This is a genomic window from Streptomyces sp. NBC_01013 (assembly GCF_045162765.1).
Taxonomy (GTDB): Bacteria; Actinomycetota; Actinomycetes; order Streptomycetales; family Streptomycetaceae; genus Streptomyces.
On sequence record NZ_CP108687.1, the window covers coordinates 6,343,466 to 6,363,339 of the forward strand.

Sequence of the window (19,874 nt, forward strand, 5' to 3'; positions counted from 1 at the left end):
GGGGCCACCCGCCCGGCGCCCGTGCGCACGGGCGGATCAGTGGACGGTGGTGAAGCTCCGCCACGGCAGCGCGCTCGCCGCGTTGACGTCGGTGAGCGTGGTCGCGACGTACGTCGTGCCCCGGCCGGTGCAGTTCGGCGTGGTGTACAGGATGATGTCGATCAGCGTCTCGTTGGACACTTCCTTCGCTCCCGCGGGGGCGAGCCGGTGGCACCCCTTCACCGAGGGACTGTTCACCATGATCACGGCGTCCCGCTCGGTCGTGTAGATCACGGGGCCGACAGCGGTCCGGCCCAGGCCCGAACAGCCCGCGACGGTGAGGGTCAGGAGCGCGGTCCCGGCGGCGATGCCGAGACGGCGGCGTCGGTGGTCGATCACGGGCATGGGCAGGTCCTCGTCTGTCTCGTCCGGCTCATCCGTACGCACTCCGTCACGCCACCCCCGTACACCACGGAGGGACGTGCTGACGCTGGTCACCCTGCCCGGTCCCGACAGGCCCGGCATCCGGGAGGCGGCCGGGCGGGGGACAGGGGCGACGGCGGAGGTTCGCCCACTGTCCAAAGGGGGCATACCGTGGTAATAGCGCATGTTTCGGCGTGAAGTCGATGTTCCGGTGCTTCCGGATGGCAGGGGGCCGTCATGGTCCAGGAGTTGTTGATCGCAGCGGTTGCGGCAGTATCCGCAGGTGCCGTCTACACGGCGGCGGCCGCCCGAGTCGTCAAGCAGTACGAGCGGGGCGTGGTGCTCAGGCTCGGCCGGCTCCGCAACGATGTGCGCGGACCGGGATTCACGATGGTGCTCCCCGGTGTCGAGCGGCTGCGCAAGGTCAACATGCAGATCGTGACCATGCCCGTGCCGGCGCAGGACGGCATCACCCGGGACAACGTCACGGTGCGCGTGGACGCGGTCATCTATTTCAAGGTGGTCGACGCGGCGAGCGCGGTCGTCGAGGTGGAGGACTACCGGTTCGCCGTCTCGCAGATGGCGCAGACGTCGTTGCGTTCGATCATCGGCAAGAGCGATCTGGACGATCTGCTCTCCAACCGGGAGAAACTCAATCAGGGTCTGGAGCTGATGATCGACAGCCCCGCGGTCGGGTGGGGCGTGCAGATCGACCGGGTCGAGATCAAGGACGTCTCGCTGCCGGAGACGATGAAACGCTCCATGGCCCGGCAGGCGGAGGCCGACCGTGAGCGGCGTGCCCGGGTCATCAACGCGGACGCGGAACTCCAGGCGTCCAAGAAGCTGGCCGAGGCGGCCTCGGAAATGTCCGCCCAGCCTGCCGCGTTGCAGCTCAGGCTGCTGCAGACCGTGGTGGCGGTGGCGGCGGAGAAGAACTCCACCCTGGTGCTGCCGTTCCCGGTGGAGCTCCTCCGCTTCCTGGAACGGGCCCAGCAGGGGCCGCCGCAGCAGCCGGCCGTGCAGCAGCCGGCGCCGCAGCAGACCGCTCAGCCGGCGCCGCCGTCCGCGGACGACCCTGCGCCGCAGGCGCGGAGCGGATCCGCGGAGCCCGCCCCCTTCGATCCCTCACCGTCGGACCCCGGGCGCCTGCGTCCCGCCACGCCGAAGACCGCCACCCCGGCCTCCGGGCAGCCGCGCCCCACCGGCCCCAAGCCGCTCGCCAGGCACTGACCGGGCGGTCTGCCGGACAGTGTCCCGGTCCCGCTCCGGCCGCCGCCGGACCCCGTACGAGCTGCGGGAACGGCGGCGGCCGGTCCGTTGTCGGACCCCCCGCCTAGACTCGCGAGTCGAAGGGTTTCCGCGCCCGGCCAGGCTGACCAGGCACGGAGGACCGAGGACACACGGCTCATGCGCGGGCCCGGACGGGAAGGGGAGGCCGGTGGGTATCGCACCGCCACCGCAGGACGCGGCCGTCGGCCGCCTGCTGCGCTGCGCTGCGGTCTTCCTGCCCGCCGCGCTCCCCCGCGAGGGGCGGATCGCGTTCTGGGACCCGGAAGGGCTCCCGTTGCCCGGCCCGGGCGACCTGTGGGGACCCGGGGCCGGCGCCCCGGCGAGCCCCGGCGGACCCGCCGAGGCGGACGGCTCCGGCGTGCGCACCTGCGAGATCACCGTCGTCCGGCGCCCCGACGGACGGGGGGACGTCCGCCCGGGCACCGTGCCCGCCCTGCTGCTCCCGTTGACCGAAGCCGTACCCCTGCTGGCCCGCGCCCGCCACCTGCGCTCCGCCCACCCCGCCACCCGCTGCTGGGGCGCCGCCACCCTGCACGCGCTCCACCTCGTCTCCCGCGGCCGGATGCTCCCCGGGCTGACCGCCGACGACCATGACGCCTGGCGGGCCGGCCCGCGTGACGCCGGGGACATCGCCCACCTGCGCGCCGTCGCCGCGGCCATGCCCGCCGAGGGGTACGCGATCCCCTTCCCCGACCGCACGCCCCTCCAGGTTCCCGACCCCGGGCCGCTCATCAGCTCCTTCCTCGACGCGGTGGCCGACACCCTGCCCCGGACCCCCGCGGCCGCCTTCGCCATGGGCGCGCCCTTCGCGGCCCGCGAGGGCCGGCACCTGCCCGGCGCCCGGGAGTGGGCCGTGGAGGTCGCGGCCGGACTGGACGCGGGCGTACGGGTGTCGCTGCGCCTGGACCTCTCGGCGTACGAGCTCTTCGACGCGGCCGGCACCACCGGAGACGTGGCGGACGACGACCCGGGAGACGGCTACGAACCGGCCGCCGCACGGCACGCCGGCGCCGCCGTCGCCCAGGTGCACAGCCTCGCCGACCCCACCTACGTCGTCGACGCGGCCGCCCTGTGGGACGGCACGGCGGGCGAGCCCTTCGGCCCGCGGTCCCGGATCGACGCCGTGCTCGCCCTGCGCCGCGCAGCCCGGGTCTGGCCCCCACTGGAACGACTGCTCGACCAGCCCGTCCCCGACGTGCTGGCTCTCGGCGAGGACGAGCTGTACGAGCTGCTGGGTGCCGGAGGAGCACGGCTGGCGGCCGCCGGGGTCAGCGTGCACTGGCCCAGAGAGCTCGCCCGTTCCCTCACCGCGACGGCGGTCGTGCGGCCCGCACCCGGCTCGGCCACCGACGGCACCTCGTTCTTCGACGCCGAACAGCTCTTCGCGTTCAACTGGCAGCTCTCCCTGGGGGACCAGAAGCTGACCGAGGCGGAGATGGACGTGCTCGCCGAGGCTCACCGGCCCGTCGTGCGGCTGCGCGACCAGTGGGTCGTCGTCGACCCCTCCCTCGTGCGCAAGGCACGCAAGCGGGAGCTGGGGCTCCTCGATCCGGTGGACGCACTGGCCGTCGCCCTGACCGGCAGCACCGAGGTGGACGGCGAGCAGGTCGAGGCGGTGCCGGTCGGGGCGCTGGCCGCCCTGCGCGCCCGCATCGTCGAGGACGACACCGTCATCGCACCTCCGCCCGGTCTCGACGCCACCCTTCGCGACTACCAGCTGCGCGGTCTGGCATGGCTCGACCGGATGACGTCGCTGGGTCTCGGCGGCTGCCTCGCGGACGACATGGGGCTCGGCAAGACGATCACCCTCATCGCCCTCCATCTGCACCGCGCGCACCCCGCGCCCACGCTGGTGATCTGCCCCGCCTCGCTACTGGGCAACTGGCACCGCGAGATCAACCGCTTCGCCCCGGGCGTGCCCGTACGGCGGTTCCACGGCACCGGCCGCAGCCTTGCGGAGCCCGACGGCGGCTTCGTCCTCACGACGTACGGCACGATGCGCTCCAGCGCCGCCGAACTGGCAGCCCACAGCTGGGGGCTGGTCGTCGCGGACGAGGCGCAGCACGTGAAGAACCCGCACTCCTCCACGGCGAAGGCGCTGCGCACCATTCCGTCCCCGGCGCGGGTGGCCCTGACCGGCACCCCCGTCGAGAACAACCTCTCCGAGCTCTGGGCACTGCTCGACTGGACCACTCCCGGACTGCTCGGCCCCCTCAAGGCGTTCCGGGCCCGCCACGCCCGCATCGTGGAGAACACCGGAACAGCCGCCGGGATCGCCAACGACGAAGCGGTGGAGCGGCTGTCCCGGCTGGTCCGGCCCTTCCTGCTGCGCCGCAAGAAGTCCGACCCGGGCATCGCCCCCGAGCTCCCGCCCAAGACGGAGACCGACCATCCGGTCTTCCTCACCCGTGAACAGGCCACGCTGTACGAGGCCACGGTGCGCGAGACCATGGCGTACATCGAGGCCTCGGAGGGCATCGCCCGGCGCGGCCTGATCATGAAGCTGCTCGCCTCGCTCAAGCAGATCTGCAACCATCCCGCGCAGTATCTGAAGGAGGAACCGACCCGGCTCACCGGCCGCTCGGGGAAGCTCGCCCTGCTCGACGAACTCCTCGAAACGATCCTCGCCGAGGACGGCTCCGTGCTCGTCTTCACCCAGTACGTGACGATGGCCCGGCTGCTCTCCGCGCACCTCACCTCGCGCGCGATCCCCTCCCAGCTCCTGCACGGCGGTACGCCGGTGCCCGAGCGGGAACGGATGGTGGACCGCTTCCAGTCCGGCGAGGTGCCGGTCTTCCTGCTCTCCCTCAAGGCCGCCGGTACCGGCCTGAACCTCACCAGGGCCGCGCACGTCATCCACTACGACCGCTGGTGGAATCCGGCCGTCGAGGAGCAGGCCACTGACCGCGCCTACCGCATCGGGCAGACACAGCCGGTCCAGGTGCACCGGCTGATCGCCGAGGGGACCGTGGAGGACCGGATCGGCGAGATGCTGCTGGCCAAGCGGGCGCTGGCCGACGCCGTGCTCGGCACCGGGGAGACGGCGCTGACCGAGCTCAGCGACCGTGACCTCGCCGATCTCGTCTCGCTCCGGAGACCCTCATGAGCCCCCGCCCGCACACTTCCGGCTCGCGCCCGCCGGCGGCCGGGCGGCCCGTCGCCCGGTCCCGCCCGGGCCCCGACGACCTGCGCCGGACCTTCGAGGCCGTGCCGGCGCGCACGTCCGGCGGCGACGAGCCGTTCGCGGACAGCTGGTGGGGCCGGGCCTGGGTGGCGGCGCTGGAGGACCTCTCGATGGACGGCGCGCGACTGGCCCGCGGACGCGCGTACGCGGACAGCGGGAACGTCGCCGCGATCACCGTCACCCCCGGACGCGTGGTCGCGTATGTCCACGGCAGCCGCCCCCGCCCCTACCGCGCCGAGCTCCGGCTGCGCTCGCTCACGGATCCCGACTGGGACACCTTCCTCGACGCGGTCGCGGCCCGGCCCGGCCATCTCGCCGCACTCCTCGCCAAGGAGATGCCGCACTCCCTCGCCGACACGGCGGCCGCCGCAGGCGTCACCCTGCTCCCCGCGGCGGACGACCTCGACCCCGACTGCTCATGCCCCGACCGCGGCTGGCCGTGCAAGCACGTGGCGGCGCTCTGCTACCAGATGGGCCGCCTCCTGGACGCCGACCCGTTCGTCCTCCTGCTGCTGCGCGGCCGGGGCGAGCGCGAACTCCTGGACGACCTGGGCCGGCGCAACGCCGCACACTCCGCGCGCGAGCGGCCCGCGGCACCGGCCACCCCTTCCGTGCCGGCGCAGGAGGCGCTCGCCGACCGCTTCCTGCCGCCACTGCCCGCGCCGTTCGCCGTGGAGCCGCATCCGGGCCGACCGCCCTCGTACCCGGAGTTCCCCGGCGCCCGGGATCCGCTCGCCCTCGACGAGCTCGCCACCGACGCGGCCGCCCGCGCGCACGCGCTGCTGACCACCGGTGCCGACCCGCTGGCCGGGCTCACCGCCTGGCAGGACGCGGTCCGGCTGGCAGCCGCTCGCCCCACGGCCGGCCTCACCGCGACCACCCGGGCCCTCTACCGTGAACTGGCGTCCGCCACCGGCCGCAACACCACCGATCTGGCCCGGGCAGTGGCCGCGTGGCGCCAGGGGGGTGCCGAGGGGCTCGCCGTCCTGGAAACGCCGTGGGATCCTCCGGCGGGCCCCTTCGACCGTGCCCGCCCGGCCCTCGCGGCGGCCGGGTTCCCGCGCTTCCAGCCGTGGCGCAACCACCTCACCCACCCCGGCGGCGCGCTCCAGCTCCGTTTCGGCCACGACGGCCGGTGGTACGGCTACGAGTCCGACCCGGGCGAGGACGAGTGGTGGCCCCGGGCCGCTCCGGACTCCGACCCGGTGGGCGCCCTGCTGGAACTCAGCGGCGGCTGACCGGCGTCGGGCGGTCGGCCGGTGGCGATGCTGTCCTGCCGTCAGCTGTTCAGGAGGATCAGCAGGCCGATCAGCAGTACGGCGACGACGGGCAGCATGATCAGCCCCGCCTTGCGGAACGACTCGTTGTCCTGCTGGGCCAGCCCCCGGCCGGCTCCGTGAGCGGAGGCCAGGTGCTCACCCGCCATGTCGATGAGCCGCCGGGTCGTGAGGAGCGACGGCGACCAGTCGCAGTGCGTACAGACGAGGAAGTCGCGGTACGGGTCGTACCGGAAGTCCCGCTCGATGTTGACCGTGAAGACCTGCCCCTGCACGGTCGTCGCGGTGAAGTGACGTACGGGCGTGCCCATCTGGCTTGCTCCCTGCTGGTCGACGTCCGGTACCCCGGCATCCGGCCGCGGAACAGTACCCGACGGCTCAGGAACCGTTCCGGGCGGGCTGCGCGGCGTCCACGGCGGCAGCGGCGAAACCGGCTTGCTCCGCAGCGGTGCCCGCATCGACACGGCTCCGGCGATCAGGTCGGGCAACAGCATGGGGTCGACACCCTGGGGAAGTGCGCCGTGCGCGGCGGCCCGGGCGAACACCGGCTGCTCGCGCAAGAACCGGTCGGCTCCGCGTCAGGGTTCAGAAGCCGGCCCTCGTGCGCTCCGGGTCAGGGTTCACAAGCCGGCCCTCGTGCGCTCGGCGTCAGGGTTCAGAAGTCGGCCGTCGTGCGCTCCTCCAGCCGCGCCACCGAGTCCTGCGCGTACGCCTTCTCGTAGGCGTTGCGGATGCGCTCGATCTGCGGATCGCGGATCCGGGCCTCGGACGCCGGGTAGAGCAGGGTCAGCTCGTAGCTGCGCTCCCGCTCGATGACCCCGTGGGAGTCCCGCCACTGCCCTCGGCCGTCCTGGATGGTCAGCCCGTTCGGGAAGCGTGGAGTGACCTCGGTGTCGATGAAGCCCAGGAACTGCTGGTCGGTCACATCCGGTCCGCCGTCCGGGCGTTCGGTTCCGAAGAACAGCCGTGTCTCGACGTAGTCCCTGCCCCGCGTGACGGCCACCGCCGCCGGGGCGGCGGCCGCGGTGGAGTCGGTGCCCAGCGTGGCGTACACGACGGGGGTGCCGACTGCCAGGAGCGCGAGGCCGGCGGTGGCGGCGGCGAGCGCGGCCCGACGTCGCGGGCGGTGACCGGCCTCCGCGGATCGGGTGCTGGGCGGGGCGCTCGGGTTGCGGGCACCGGTGAAACGGGGAAGGCGAGACATGGCGAGCCCTTCGTGCCAGGTACGGGGGAGGGGCGCGAATGCGCGGGGCTCACTGTGGCAAGCCGCCCCCACCGGACGCCGACGGAACGGGGGCGTCGCGCGGAAACCACCCGAACGGGCGGGAGCGCACCGGCGCATCGCCCCCCGCCGAGCGCCTCCCGTGCGACAAAAACCGCTGGTGCGGCCCGTGTTGCTCTTGGTAGCTTCCTGGACGTGGCGAAACTCAATCAGATCATCGCAGTGGAGAAGGGCGTCAAGTCCAAGGCTCATCAGGACCTGACGGCGGCGCATCACGGCCTCCAGAAGGCCGGACTGCTGGCCGGGATCTCCCGGACGTACCAGCCGAAGGACGAGGAGGGTGAGCAGCTGCCGCCCGAGTCGACCCTGGTGCAGATCAAGGCCGAGGACGTGCTGCGGGAGACCGCAGCGACCCTCACCCGCCTCTTCGACGTGACCGCCACGAAGGACTGGGCGAACTGCGCGGCCCGCGCCGACGTCTCCGTCGACGGGCGCGTGCTGGTGAGCGACGTGCCGGTGTCGTATCTGCTCTTCCTGGAGAAGCAGCTCACGGACATCAACACCTTCGTCCGCAAGCTCCCGGTGCTCGACGCCTCGGAGGCCTGGTCCCAGGACCCGTCGACGGACTCCTGGAAGACCGAGCCGGTACGGACCCTGCGTACGAAGAAGGTGCCCCGCAACCACGTGAAGGCGGAGGCGACCGAGAAGCACCCGGCGCAGGTCGAGGTGTACTACGAGGACATCCCGATCGGCTACTGGACGACCGTGAAGTTCTCCGGGGCACTGCCCGCGCGGCGGATCAACGAACTGCTCGACCGGGTGGAGAAGCTCCAGCAGGCCGTCAAGTTCGCCCGTGAGGAGGCCAACGGCGTGGACGTCACGGACCAGCGGGTGGGTGATGCAGTCTTCGGTTACCTCTTCGGGTGACCGACCATGGAATCCCCGGCGGCGGTCGACGCGGCCGGGGTGCGCGAGGAGCGCAAAGCTGATACTGAAGTTTGTCGTGACGACGCGGTACAGGTGGAGGTTCGAGTCCTCCCCCCGGCACTTTCGTACCTCCCGTACGGATGCGGGCCGGGGTGGCCCAACTGGCAGAGGCGGCCGCGATCAATCTCAGACTCTTGCTCCAGACTCAGCATGCGCCGCCTATCGCCGGATCAACCGGGCCCGTGCCCGTGCGCGTCGAGATGCCGGTTCGACTCCGGCCCGCGGAGCTTCGGTCTGCGGTCGTCTAAAGGCAGGACGCGGCGACATAAAACTGACACGGGACCTTTAAAAGTGCCGGCGTGCCGTACAGGCGGCAATCACAGGGCTCGGGGGCCGGCTACGCCCCCGGGCCCGCTCCCGTTCCCGGACCCCGCGTCACACCGCCGCGCGCAGGGACACCCCGCGGCCGGCGAAGAAGCGCTCGAACTCGGTCAGGGGAAGCTCCGCCGCCCGGGTCGCGGCCGACGTGCCGGACGGGTTGTGGAAGTGCACGCCCGTCCCGTCGGAGGTGCGGGACGTCAGGAGCACCAGATGACCGCCGCGTCCCGGTGCGGGCCTCTGCGGGTGGCGGATCGCGTAGTGGACCGACGCCATGACCGACCGGCCCTCGTCCAGCAGGTCCAGGATCTCCTCAGGTGCGAGGCGCCGGTGGACCGCGGCGTCCAGGCCGTGCTTCTCGCGTACGTACGAGGCGAAGGGGGCGTACACCAGGCCCCGGATCGCGCCGTCGCCGTCCTCCGTGTACGCGCCGTACCCCAGCGCTCCGTCCCGCAGCGCGAAGAGTGACGGGGCGCCGGCGCCGAGTGCCATGCGCAGGCAGGTCATACCGCACAGATGTCCTGCCCAGCGCGCGTACTCCGCCGGTGAGCTCGCGCCCGAGTCCGCCCAGGCGGGGTCGGACGCCGGGTCGAGCCCCTCCTCGACGATCGGCCCGACGAGCTCGAACGAGGCGAACTGGGTGTGCACGGGGAACTGGCAGGCGGAACAGTCCATGATCCGTCTCCGTTCATCGCCGACAGGCGCTCATTGCCGGTAGCCGGCCAGGAAACGGCCGATGCGGCTGATCGCCGCGTCAAGATCGTCAGCGTACGGGAGGGTCAGGATCCGGAAGTGGTCGGGCCGCGGCCAGTTGAAACCGGTGCCCTGCACGACCTGGATCTTCTCGCGCAGCAACAGGTCCAGGACGAACCTCTCGTCGTCGACGATCGGATGCACCTTCGGGTCGATGCGCGGGAAGGCGTACAGCGCGCCCTTCGGCTTCACGCACGACACCCCGGGGATCTCGTTCAGCTTCTCCCAGGCACGATTGCGCTGCTCGTGCAGCCTGCCCCCGGGCATCACGAGTTCCCGGATGGACTGACGGCCTCCGAGGGCGGCCTGGATCGCGTACTGCGCCGGGGCGTTGGGGCACAGCCGCATGGAGGCGAGCATGGTCAGCCCCTCCAGGTAGCTGCGGGCGTGCTGCTTGGGCCCCGACACCACCATCCAGCCCGAGCGGAACCCGGCCACGCGGTACGTCTTGGAGAGCCCGCTGAAGGTGAGGCAGACCAGGTCCGGGGCGAGGACCGCCACGCTGTGGTGCTCGGCGTCGTCGTACAGGATCTGGTCGTAGATCTCGTCGGCGAACACCATCAGGCCGTGCCGACGGGCCAGGTCGAGGATGCCTTCCAGCACCTCGCGGGGGTAGACGGCTCCGGTCGGGTTGTTCGGGTTGATGATCACGACGGCCCTGGTGCGGTCGGTGATCTTCGAGGCCATGTCGGCGAGGTCGGGGTTCCAGTCCGAGGCTTCGTCGCACACGTAGTGCACGGCCTTCCCGCCGGCGAGCGTGGTCACCGCGGTCCACAGCGGATAGTCGGGGGACGGGATGAGCACCTCGTCGCCGTCCTCCAACAGCCCCTGGACCGCCATCGAGATCAGCTCGGAGACGCCGTTGCCGAGAAAGACGTCGTCGACGCCGATCTCCGTGAGTCCCATCGCCTGATAGCGCTGAGCGACGGCCCGGCGGGCGGACAGGATGCCGCGCGAATCCGTGTAGCCGTGGGCCTGCGGGAGCATCCTGATCATGTCCTGGACGATCTCCTCCGGCGCCTCGAAGCCGAACAGCGCCGGATTGCCCGTGTTGAGCCGCAGCACGCTGTGGCCCGCCTCCTCCAGGGCGTTGGCGTGCTCGATGACCGGGCCCCGGATCTCGTAACAGACCTCGTTGAGCTTGCTGGACTGGCGGAATTCCATGCGGTGCCTCCCCGACCCGATTGCGATACTTGGTTTTACCAAGCTCGGGCTTGGAAAGTCCAACAACATGTCTAGACTGCGTCGCATGCCACGTCAGCAACAGCCCCCGACCCGCCCGGTCCGCCGCCGGAGTTACGACCAGTTCTGTGCCGGCGCCCGGGCCCTGGACGCCGTCGGTGACCGGTGGACCCTGCTGATCGTCCGTGAACTGCTGGCCGGTCCCCGCCGCTACACCGACCTGCATGCCGATCTACCCGGTGTCAGCACGGATGTCCTCGCCTCCCGGCTCAAGGACATGGAGCAGGGTGGGCTGGTCACCCGCCGCAGACTGCCGCCACCGGCTGCTGCCTCGGTGTACGAGCTCACTGAGCGCGGATACGGGCTGCTGCCGGTACTCGCGGCCCTGGCCGAGTGGGGGGCGCCCGCCCTCGGGGAGCGGCGCCCCACGGACGCTGTCCGGGCGCACTGGTTCGCCCTTCCGCTGCTGCGCGCGCTGAACCGCTTCGGGGCGGGGGCTGCTGGCGGTGTGGTCGACGTGCACCTGGACGAGGGCGAGTTCCACGTACGCACGGGGGAGCCGGTGGCGGGGCAGTCGGTCTACGGGGACGGCCCCGCCGCGCGCGCCGATGCGCGGATCGCTCTCGATGCCGAACTCTGTCTCGCGCTGGGGCGCGGCGAGTTGACGTTCGCCGAAGCCGTGCGGGGCGGGCGGATCGAGGTGACCGGCGACGGGCCGCTGGCCGTGGAGCTGCGCCGGGTGTGAGGGGTGCGATGGCGGGATTCGATCGGTCAACTTCTGGGTAGCGTCGGGGCATTTGGGATGTCCGGGACACCGACAGGGAGGAGCTGCCCGTGAGAATCGGCAGACAGCAGGAGCAGCGGAAGCAGCAGGGAGTGCGGGGTCGCCAGGGGCGGCTGGGCAAGGCGCTCGTCATCGGGGGCTGCGTGGCCGCGCTCGGCTTCGTACCTGCGGCGGCCGTCGCCACGCCCGGCAGCGGGGTGAGCGGGACCGTGGTCGCGGAAGGCACATCGGCGGGCAAGCTGAAGGTGAAGACGCCGAAGGGGCGCACCGACGTCACCTTCCGGACGATCACCGTCGAACCGGGTGGCTCCACCGGCTGGCACACCCACCGCGGCCAGCTGATCGCCGTCGTCAAGTCCGGGACGCTGACCCGCACCCTGGACGACTGTACGGTCGAGGTGACCCCTGCGGGCACGTCCTTCATCGAGCCGTCCGGCACCAAGCACCGCCACATCGGGCGCAACCTGGGCAGCGAGCCCGTCGTCCTCTGGGTGACCTACCTGCTGCCCGAGGGCAGCCCGCTCTCCGATGACGCCGATGCCGTGGACTGCGGCAAGGGGAAGTGACCCCGGGGCACCCGCCCTCTGGCGTCCCGGCCGGCCATCGAGCCGCCCGGGCGCCGACCGTCAGCGGGCGAGTGTCTCCCCGTACGCGCCGAGACCGGCGCTCACCAGGCCGTCGCGGAAGGTCAGCACCTCGTACACCCGGCCCCCGATCTGGTTGCGGTAGTCGATCACCACGGTGTCGACACTCACCCGCACGTCCATCACCTCGAACGCGAGGTCGGGGATCAGTTCCAGGCCACGGGTCCAGTACGCGCGCAGCTCGCTCTTGCCGTGGACCGTGCCGGAGGCGTCGCCGGTGAACCGCGCGATCATGGGGGAGCTGAACGTCACGTCCTCGTGATAGTGCGCCAGGACGCGTTCCAGATCGTGGGAGTTCCAGTCGTCCTGCCACTGGGCGGCGAACCTGCGGGCGTATTCGAGATCCATGGGTAGGACCGTAGTGGGCGGTAACGATGGGCGTCGCAGAATTCCGGCGACGGGGGAGCACCATGGACAGGTGCGATTCGAAGCGATCACCTGGGAACGGCTGGCGGACGCGCTGGCCGCGCACGCCGACGCGCTGAAGCCGGCCGACGGAGGGCCCTGGCTCAAGATCGCCGTCGACGGTGCCCCGGCCGCCCGCACGGGCGAGCTGGCCGAGTCGGTGGCCCAGGGACTGCGACTGCGCGGCCGGGCCGTGCTCCCGGTGTCCACCGAGGGATTCCTGCGGCCGGCCAGCCTGCGGTACGAGTACGGCAGGCGCGACCCCGACTCGTACTACGGCAGCTGGTTCGACACCGGAGCGCTGTGGCGCGAGGTCTTCGGTCCGCTGGAGCCGGGTGGCAGCGGGCGGGTGCTGCCCGATCTGTGGGACCCGGCGACGGACCGGGCCACGCGGAGCCCGTACCGGACCCTGCCGGAGGGCGGAGTACTGGTCCTGCACGGACCGTTGCTGCTGGGGCACTGGTTCCCGTTCGACCTGAGCGTCCATCTGCGACTGTCGGCGGGCGCGCTGCGACGGCGCACGGAGGAGGACGAGCAGTGGACCCTGCCCGCCTTCGCCCGGTACGAGGACGAGGCCGCACCCGCGGGGAGCGCGGACGCGGTCGTCAGGGCGGATGACCCGCACCATCCGGCCTGGACCGGACTACGAAAGGACGGGTAGACAGTGCGGCCCCCCTGCTCGGCCGTCGGTGCGGTGTCCGCGCCTGACTGTGCTGTGCTCGGCCGTCGGTGCGGCGCCGGTCCTCTCCGGCCGTCCCTACGGTGCCCGATCCTCCCCGGGCGTCCGTCCGGCGCAGGTCCTACGTGGGGGGCAGGGCGGCCTGCCCCCCACGGTCATGACGGCTTCCGCGCCCGCGCGGCACCCCACCGCCGCGGCCGTCGCATCGTCGGCGCCCGCCAGCCGGGCGGCCAGGAAGCCCCCGTTGAACGCGTCGCCGGCACCGGTCGAGTCCACTGCCGCGGTGACCGGTTCGGCAGGGACGCGGGCGGTGACCGCCCCCTCGGTGGCCAGCATGACGCCGTCCTCGCCGAGGGTGACGACGACCTGACGGACCAGCAGGCTCAACTTCGCTGCCGCGTCCGCCGGGTCCGGGAGACCGGTCAGCAGCCGAGCCTCGTCCGCGTTGGGCAGCAGCAGATCCGCCCCCTCGGTCAGGGTCAGGAACCGGTCCACGCCCAGCTCGGCGAGGAACCCGGTCGAAGCGGGGTCGATGCTCACCGGGATGTTCCGCCGCCGGGCCTCCCGCAGCGCGAGCAGGGCCGTTGCGCGGCTGGTCGCGGCGAAGAGGAGGTAGCCGGACAGATGGAGATGGGCGATGCCGTCGAGCATCGAAGGCGACCAGTCGTCGGGGGAGAGCCGCAGTACCGCCCCGCTGTCGGTGAGGAAGGTGCGCTCGGCGGACGGATCGACGAGCGCGACGACGGTGCCTGTCGGCGCCCCCTCGTCCACCGCCAGCAGCCCGCGCACCCCGGCGCGTTGGAGCAGGTCCCGGTGCCAGTCCGCCGATTCGGAGCCGACGCGGGCCACCAGCCGCACGTCCCGGCAACCCGCACGCGCCGCCCAGCAGGCCGCATTCGCTCCCGCGCCGCCCGCCCGGGTCCTGATTCTGGCCGCCGTGTCCGTGCCGTGGGCAAGCGTTCCGCCGTGCCGTGCCACCACGTCCGTGACCACGTCCCCGACGACGAGAAGGCCGCCGGTCACCGGGCGGCCCAGGCGGTGGCGATCCGCGAGGCGAGCGCCACGTTGCCGCGGACGGCCGCCAGGTTGGCCTCCAGCGAGGCGCCTTCGGTACCCCGCATCAGGTGGTCGAGCAGATACGGGGTGACGGCCTGTCCGGCGATGCCGCGCTCCCGGCACGCGTCCAGCGCCTCGGCCAGCACCCTGTCGTGCAGGACGGGGTCCAGCTGCTCGTCCCGCGGTACGGGGTTGGCCACGATCAGCGCGGCCGCCGGGCCGCCGAGCGCGTCCTGCGCCCCCATCACCTCGGCCACCTCCTCGGGTGACCGCACGGTCCAGTCGACCGGCTCGCCCGAACTGCTCAGATAGAAGCCGGGGAACAGGTCGGTGCCGTAACCGAGCACCCCGACCCCGAGCGTCTCCAGACGCTGGAGCGTGGCGGGTACGTCCAGGATCGACTTCACTCCCGCGCAGACCACGGTGATGCCCGTGCGTGCCAGCAGCCGCAGATCCGCGGACTCGTCCTGCGTCTCGGTCCAGTCGCGGTGTACGCCCCCGAGCCCTCCGGTGGCGAAGACGCGCAGGCCCGCCCGTGCGGCGAGGAACGCGGTCGCCGAGACCGTCGTGGCCCCGCTCGCGCCCGTCGCCACCGCCGGTGCGAGGTCCCGGTGCCCCAGCTTGCGCATCGCCGGGTCCTCGGCGACCCGTTCCAGCTGGGCCTTGTCCAGGCCGACCCGGGCGCTGCCGTCCAGCACGGCGACCGTGGCGGGTACGGCACCGGCTGCCCGCACGATCCCCTCCAACTCCTCGGCGACCCGCAGATTGCGGGGGCGGGGCAGGCCGTGGGCGATGATCGTCGACTCCAGGGCGACGACGGGCCGGTGCTCTGCGAGGGCGTCCCGTACCTCCGCGGAGAGGACGGGCGCACGGGGGCCGGCGGCGAAGGGCTCAGTCAGTGACATGTCCACATCTCTGTCGCGCCCGGGTCGCACTCAAACGTATGCCGTCCGGGCAGCCGGGGATCGCGACGGGCCGCGCCGACGTCGGGCCGTGAAGCCGTCGACTGATCGTGGGCCGCCCGCGGTTCGGCATGTCTACGAGGGGCTGGTTCGTCGGCTACGACCTCATGCAAGCGGCCGGGAGCCGGCATCGGGTGGCAGGTGGCGGCGCGTTCGGCGCTGAATGGGGCGGCCGGAGTGGTACGAGTCCGACGCGTCGGACTCCGGCAGCCCGTCCTGGTGGCGAGGGGTGCGCAGGCGGTGGCTAAGGTGACCGGCCATGACCACATTTGATCAAGCTCCCGCCTCTTTTGCCGTGCACATTCCTGATGCCGTACTCGAACCGGAGCCGCTCGAACCCGGACAGATCGTCTCGGGTGAACCCGAGGTCACCGGCAAGGTGCTGTGGGAGTCGTCCGACGGCAAGCAGGTGCGCGGGATCTGGCAGATCACGCCCGGAGTGGTCACGGACACCGAGGCCAATGAGCTGTTCGTCGTCGTCAGCGGGCGTGCGACCGTGGCGGTCGAGGGCGGCGCCGCGCTGGAGATCGGCCCCGGCGACGCCTGTGTGCTGCGCGAGGGCGACCGCACGACGTGGACCGTGCACGAGACGCTGCGCAAGGCGTACCACATCACCCTCTGAACCGGCCGGGACGGCAGTCCGGCCCCGGGGGGTGACCCCCGGGGCTCAGGCAGTGGCGGGGCGGGCGAGGGTCCGGCGCAGTGTCAGCGCCGCCATCGGCAGCAGCAGGCATGCCCCGGTCAGGTTGAGCCAGCCGTAGCCCGCCTGGGCCACGATCACTCCGGCGACCGCCCCGCCGATGCCCGCCGACGCGTTCATGGCGAGGTCCGACAGCCCTTGCACGGCGGCGCGAGCGGCCTGCGGCACGGAGTCGGTGAGCAGCGCCGAACCCGCGACCAGGCCCGCTGACCAGCCGAGACCGAGCACGAAGAGGCCGGCCGCGGTCCTGCCGTGCGCGGCACCCGCGGTGCCTGCCAGCAGTGCGGCGAGGGCGAGCAGCCCGGCCGCGAGCCCGATGACGGTGAGACGGCCGAAGCGGTCCGCCAGCCAGCCCATCACCGGAGAGAACGCGTACATCCCGGCGATGTGGCCACTGATCACCAGGCCGATCAGCTGGAGGTCCGCGCCGTGGTGCCCGAGGTCGACCGGCGTCATCACCATGATCGAGACCATCGCGGTGTGCGAGACCGTCACGGTCACCAGGGCGAGCCGGGCCATGGGTGAGGCCCGCACGGCCGCGACACCGGCACGCAGCGAACGGCCCCCGGCCGGCCGGCTCTCCTTCGGGGCCAGGGCGCGCGCGGTGAGGAGCGGGTCGGGCCGCAGCAGCGCGGCGACCACGAGGGCGGCGAGCAGGAAGATGCCGGCCGCCCAGACGAACGGGCCGGCCGTCTCCGAGACGGCGGTGCCGCGAAAGACACGGCCTGCGGGGGCCGCGATGTTGGGCCCGAGCACCGAGCCGATGGTGGTGGCCCAGATGACGGTCGAGATCGCCCGGCCGCGCCGGTCGGGCTCGGCCAGGTCGGCGGCGGCGAACCTGGCCTGAAGGTTGGCCGAGGAACCCGCGCCGAACCCTGCCATGCCGAGCAGCAGCAGCGGGAAGCTCTCCACCACGGTCGCCAGCACCACGAGCCCCGCGCCGAGCGCGCCGATCAGATACGCCAGCACGAGCCCGGGGCGGCGGCCCCGCGAGGTCATCAGCGCGGCCAACGGCAGCGACAGCAGGGCCGTGCCGGTGACCGACGCCGTGGGCGCGAGGCCCGAGAGTGCCTCCGAGCCGCTGACGCGTGTCGCCAGCACAGGGGCCAGGGCGATGCCGATGGGCACGCCGAGGCCGCCGAGTATCTGGCTGGCGATGAGCACCGCGGTCGTCCTGCGCCGGAGCCCGGGCACATCGGCTGCGGTGACCGGCCCGCCAGGAATCGGCTCGCCGGGGGCGTCGGAAGCGTCGAGGGTGTTGGTCACCGAGGCAGTGTGCCAGGCGTTCTGCCGGGTCAGAACCCCGCACTCCGTGCGGGATCAGAACAACGGCTGGGGGAGCACACCCTCCAGGGCCAGCAGGTGCCGCTTGGTCTCCAGCCCTCCGCCGAAGCCGCCGAGCCCTCCATCGCTCTCCACCACCCGGTGGCAGGGCACCACCACGGGCAGCGGGTTGGACCCCATGGCGGCGCCGACTGCCTGGGCCGCCCCCGGCTGTCCCACCCGGTCGGCGAGATCCCCGTACCCGGCGACCGCGCCGTACGGCACGCCCGCCTCCAGCTCGCGCAGCACCTGGCGGTTGAAGCCGCTTGTCAGCGACCAGTCCAGGTCGAGCGAGAACTCCCTCAGCGTGCCCGAGAAGTACGCCGCGAGCTGGCGTATCGGCTCGGCGAGCCGGGCGGAGCCCGGGGACTCCACGAGTTCGGCGCCCAACCGGGTGCGCAAGCGGTCCAGCACCCTGTCCCGCACCGCCGGCCGGGCGTGGAAGACCACGGTCACCAACCCGGCCTCGGTCGCGGCCAGCAGGAGCGGGCCGATGTCGCTGTCGACCACGGCCCACTCGACAACCCCGTCGTTGTTCATGGGAACCACCGTACGGCCGCCCACTGACAACGGACGGGGGGCGACGGCCATGGCCGTCGCCGAGCGGTTCAGCCGGTGGCCTCACGCACCACATCGGGGGCGTTGGTGATGATGCCGTCCACGCCGTATGCGGCCACCCGGAGGGCGTGCGCCGCGTCGTTGACCGTCCAGGTGCTGACCCGCAGCGGCTTGTCGTGGGGGCCCTTCAGCGCGTGCACCGTCGCCACGTACTCGCTCGACAGCGAGGTGTGCGCCGGGTTGATCTGGTCGGTGAACTGCGCGTACGCGGGCAGGTCGTCGACGGCCGGGGTGCCGAGGAAGCCCGTGATGACGTCCGGACGCAGCTCGTGCACCGTGCGCACGCTGTCGGCGCCGAAGCTCTGGATCACCAGACGGCCGCGGACATGCCCGCGGTCGAGCCATCCTTCCTGCCGCAGGAGCCGCAGGGTCGCCTGCTCGATTCCGGGATAGACCTCGGGGCTCTTGATCTCCAGGAGCAGGTTCTGGTGGTTGCGCCCGATCCGGTGCAGGTACTGCCGGAGCGTGGGCACCCGGACCCCCTCGTACTCCGGACCGAACCAGCTGCCCGCGTCCAGCCGGGCGATCTCGGCGGCCGTGAAGTCCTTGACCGCCCACGGAGCACGGTCCGGGAAGACCTCCTCGGCATTCGTGGTCCGCCGCAGACCGGTGTCGTGGATGACCACCGGCACACCGTCCCGGGTGAGCTGGACGTCGTTCTCCACCCAGTCGAAGCCCAGGTCTGCGGCCTTGTCCACGGCCGCCAGAGTGTTCTCGGGCGCGTATGCGGAAGCGCCCCGGTGCGCGATGACGAGCGGGTTCCCCGTCCCGCCCCCGGTCACGTCGCTCACGGTCCGGGCACCGGGGGCGGCAAGGGCGTGGGCCGCCACCGCGGGCCGGCCGGCCGTGGCGGCGGCCGTTCGCGGTCCGTCGGTGGTCGGGCCGGCCATCAGTAACGTGCCGGCGCCCAGCAGGGCGGCGGCAGCGACGGAAGCAGTGGCGGTGCCTGCGTACACAGGGACTCCTTGCGTCAGGGGCACGGGCGGTCCGAGGCTCCCGGCCCCGTCTCCGAACGGGGGACAGGTGAAGGACGGCCATGACCTGAACCCGCTCCGGGGACCGGGCAACGGGCCGCTGCCCCGGTCGTTAAAATGCAGCTCTTCTGTTTGTCTGCCGGGCCTTGCGCCTTAGGGTCATCCGAACCCGGGCTTCCGCGAAGGGCGTACGAGCATGCAGGGCACAATCGACGGTTTCGGCTATGGGGCGGTCACTCCCGTGGTCGCTTTCCTCATGGCCTGTCTCGGTGCGGCCCTGGGCCTGCGCTGCACCACCCGGTCCTTGCGCACCGAGCGTTCCTTCAAGGCCGGCTGGCTGGCTCTGGGGGCGACCTCCATAGGCTCCGGCATCTGGACGATGCACTTCATCGCGATGGTGGGTTTCACCGTCGAGGAGGTGCCGGTCGGCTATGACAGGCCGATCACCTTCGCCAGCCTCGCCGTCGCGATCGTCATGGTCGGTGTCGGGATCTTCCTGGTCGGTTATCGCGGCGCCACCCGCATGGCGCTGGTGACGGGAGGAACGATCACCGGACTCGGCGTGGCCTCCATGCATTACCTCGGCATGGCCGGTATGAGACTTGATGGGCAGTTCGAGTACGACACGATCACCGTGTCGCTCTCCGTCGTCATCGCCGTGGTGGCCTCGACCGCCGCGCTCTGGGCGGCCGTCTCCATCCACGGTTTCCTGCCCAGCCTCGGTGCCAGTGTCGTGATGGGAGTCGCGGTGAGCGGCATGCACTACACCGGCATGGCCGCCCTCCGGGTCCACCTCCACCCGGCCGCCCTCCCCGGCGCCTCCTCGGGCTCCGGCGACAGCGCGACCGCACTGCTCGTCCCCATGCTGATCGGACCGGCCTGCTTCCTGGTGCTCGCAGCGGTCGTCGTGATGTTCGACCCCCTGGTGGTCATGGGCACCCCGGACTGGAACGACCCGGCGGCCATCCGTGGGGCCCGGGTCCCGGGGATCCCGGCGCAGCGCCAGGTGCCGCGGTTCGGCACGCATGCGGACCCGGCGTCGTTCCACTCGCACCGCCAGGACTCCGCGCAGCCCCAGGAGTGGTGACCGGGGGCCGCCGCGGGCGCTGACCCG

At 72.3% G+C, this 19,874-nt stretch carries 20 protein-coding genes and 1 tRNA gene; 10 read left to right on the forward strand and 11 right to left on the reverse strand.

The window, feature by feature from the left end:
• Positions 1-36: 36 nt before the first annotated feature.
• Positions 37-384, reverse strand: coding sequence for a hypothetical protein (locus OG538_RS27620; RefSeq protein ID WP_406098034.1), 348 nt, complete (start codon positions 382-384; stop codon positions 37-39).
• 255 nt (positions 385-639) lie between these two features.
• On the opposite strand from OG538_RS27620, the gene OG538_RS27625 reads away from it, so the two are divergent.
• The 3 genes from OG538_RS27625 (at position 640) to OG538_RS27635 (ending at position 6,114) form a co-directional block, all read left to right on the forward strand.
• Positions 640-1,632, forward strand: coding sequence for a slipin family protein (locus OG538_RS27625; RefSeq protein ID WP_406098036.1), 993 nt, complete (start codon positions 640-642; stop codon positions 1,630-1,632).
• 208 nt (positions 1,633-1,840) lie between these two features.
• Entirely contained in the window at positions 1,841-4,798 is a 2,958-nt protein-coding gene (locus tag OG538_RS27630) for a DEAD/DEAH box helicase (protein WP_406098038.1), read from the forward strand.
• On the forward strand, positions 4,795-6,114 hold the full coding sequence (locus tag OG538_RS27635) for an SWIM zinc finger family protein (RefSeq protein WP_406098040.1): 1,320 nt from the start codon (positions 4,795-4,797) through the stop codon (positions 6,112-6,114). The genes OG538_RS27630 and OG538_RS27635 overlap by 4 nt, the downstream gene beginning before the upstream one ends.
• A gap of 41 nt (positions 6,115-6,155) precedes the next feature.
• Here OG538_RS27635 and OG538_RS27640 read toward each other — a convergent pair whose 3' ends face one another.
• Together OG538_RS27640 and OG538_RS27645 are read right to left on the reverse strand one after the other, a co-directional pair.
• Positions 6,156-6,713 (reverse strand): hypothetical protein, encoded by a 558-nt coding sequence (locus tag OG538_RS27640; RefSeq protein ID WP_406098042.1) that lies wholly within the window; start codon positions 6,711-6,713, stop codon positions 6,156-6,158.
• A 95-nt stretch (positions 6,714-6,808) separates the two neighbouring features.
• On the reverse strand, positions 6,809-7,357 hold the full coding sequence (locus OG538_RS27645; protein ID WP_406098044.1) for a DUF3574 domain-containing protein: 549 nt from the start codon (positions 7,355-7,357) through the stop codon (positions 6,809-6,811).
• Between the two features lie 213 nt (positions 7,358-7,570).
• Between OG538_RS27645 and OG538_RS27650 the strand changes: the two genes are divergently transcribed.
• Positions 7,571-8,302: a hypothetical protein gene (locus tag OG538_RS27650; protein WP_148015852.1), complete on the forward strand. Its 732-nt coding sequence runs from the start codon at positions 7,571-7,573 to the stop codon at positions 8,300-8,302.
• A gap of 33 nt (positions 8,303-8,335) precedes the next feature.
• Positions 8,336-8,422: transfer RNA gene (locus OG538_RS27655), tRNA-OTHER, on the forward strand.
• Between the two features lie 315 nt (positions 8,423-8,737).
• Here OG538_RS27655 and OG538_RS27660 read toward each other — a convergent pair.
• Positions 8,738-9,355 carry a peptidase gene (locus OG538_RS27660; RefSeq protein ID WP_406098046.1) on the reverse strand — a complete coding sequence of 206 codons (618 nt, stop codon included), beginning with the start codon at positions 9,353-9,355 and terminating at the stop codon, positions 8,738-8,740.
• Between the two features lie 30 nt (positions 9,356-9,385).
• Complete coding sequence (locus OG538_RS27665; protein ID WP_406098047.1) at positions 9,386-10,597, reverse strand: pyridoxal phosphate-dependent aminotransferase; 1,212 nt, start codon at positions 10,595-10,597, stop codon at positions 9,386-9,388.
• 85 nt (positions 10,598-10,682) lie between these two features.
• Here OG538_RS27665 and OG538_RS27670 point away from each other — a divergent pair, with 85 nt between their 5' ends.
• Both OG538_RS27670 and OG538_RS27675 read left to right on the forward strand, forming a co-directional pair.
• The gene (locus tag OG538_RS27670; protein ID WP_406098049.1) at positions 10,683-11,360 is read left to right on the forward strand and encodes a winged helix-turn-helix transcriptional regulator; all 678 of its coding nucleotides are present in this window, start codon (positions 10,683-10,685) and stop codon (positions 11,358-11,360) included.
• A gap of 83 nt (positions 11,361-11,443) precedes the next feature.
• A complete protein-coding gene (locus tag OG538_RS27675) occupies positions 11,444-11,965 on the forward strand; it encodes a cupin domain-containing protein (protein WP_406100336.1) in 522 nt (173 codons plus the stop codon).
• Between the two features lie 60 nt (positions 11,966-12,025).
• Here the strand turns inward: OG538_RS27675 and OG538_RS27680 are convergent, their stop codons facing one another.
• Positions 12,026-12,391, reverse strand: a complete 366-nt coding sequence (locus tag OG538_RS27680; RefSeq protein ID WP_406098051.1) for a nuclear transport factor 2 family protein — start codon at positions 12,389-12,391, stop codon at positions 12,026-12,028.
• 70 nt (positions 12,392-12,461) lie between these two features.
• Here OG538_RS27680 and OG538_RS27685 point away from each other — a divergent pair, with 70 nt between their 5' ends.
• Complete coding sequence (locus OG538_RS27685) at positions 12,462-13,109, forward strand: uridine kinase (RefSeq protein WP_406098053.1); 648 nt, start codon at positions 12,462-12,464, stop codon at positions 13,107-13,109.
• Positions 13,110-13,205: 96 nt separating this feature from the next.
• On the opposite strand, the gene OG538_RS27690 is transcribed toward OG538_RS27685, so the two are convergent.
• Both OG538_RS27690 and OG538_RS27695 read right to left on the reverse strand, forming a co-directional pair.
• Positions 13,206-14,150 carry a carbohydrate kinase family protein gene (locus OG538_RS27690; protein WP_406098055.1) on the reverse strand — a complete coding sequence of 315 codons (945 nt, stop codon included), beginning with the start codon at positions 14,148-14,150 and terminating at the stop codon, positions 13,206-13,208.
• Positions 14,147-15,088 carry a pseudouridine-5'-phosphate glycosidase gene (locus OG538_RS27695; protein WP_406098057.1) on the reverse strand — a complete coding sequence of 314 codons (942 nt, stop codon included), beginning with the start codon at positions 15,086-15,088 and terminating at the stop codon, positions 14,147-14,149. Before OG538_RS27695 ends, OG538_RS27690 begins: the two co-directional genes overlap by 4 nt.
• A gap of 316 nt (positions 15,089-15,404) precedes the next feature.
• On the opposite strand from OG538_RS27695, the gene OG538_RS27700 reads away from it, so the two are divergent.
• Complete coding sequence (locus tag OG538_RS27700; RefSeq protein ID WP_406098059.1) at positions 15,405-15,767, forward strand: cupin domain-containing protein; 363 nt, start codon at positions 15,405-15,407, stop codon at positions 15,765-15,767.
• Between the two features lie 45 nt (positions 15,768-15,812).
• Here OG538_RS27700 and OG538_RS27705 read toward each other — a convergent pair whose 3' ends face one another.
• From OG538_RS27705 to OG538_RS27715, 3 genes are all read right to left on the reverse strand, one after another.
• A complete protein-coding gene (locus OG538_RS27705) occupies positions 15,813-17,111 on the reverse strand; it encodes an MFS transporter (RefSeq protein ID WP_406098061.1) in 1,299 nt (432 codons plus the stop codon).
• A 54-nt stretch (positions 17,112-17,165) separates the two neighbouring features.
• Positions 17,166-17,708 (reverse strand): methylated-DNA--[protein]-cysteine S-methyltransferase, encoded by a 543-nt coding sequence (locus OG538_RS27710; protein WP_406098063.1) that lies wholly within the window; start codon positions 17,706-17,708, stop codon positions 17,166-17,168.
• Between the two features lie 68 nt (positions 17,709-17,776).
• The gene (locus tag OG538_RS27715; RefSeq protein WP_406098065.1) at positions 17,777-18,742 is read right to left on the reverse strand and encodes a glycerophosphodiester phosphodiesterase; all 966 of its coding nucleotides are present in this window, start codon (positions 18,740-18,742) and stop codon (positions 17,777-17,779) included.
• A 214-nt stretch (positions 18,743-18,956) separates the two neighbouring features.
• On the opposite strand from OG538_RS27715, the gene OG538_RS27720 reads away from it, so the two are divergent.
• The gene (locus tag OG538_RS27720) at positions 18,957-19,847 is read left to right on the forward strand and encodes an MHYT domain-containing protein (RefSeq protein ID WP_406098067.1); all 891 of its coding nucleotides are present in this window, start codon (positions 18,957-18,959) and stop codon (positions 19,845-19,847) included.
• The last annotated feature ends 27 nt before the right edge of the window (positions 19,848-19,874 follow it).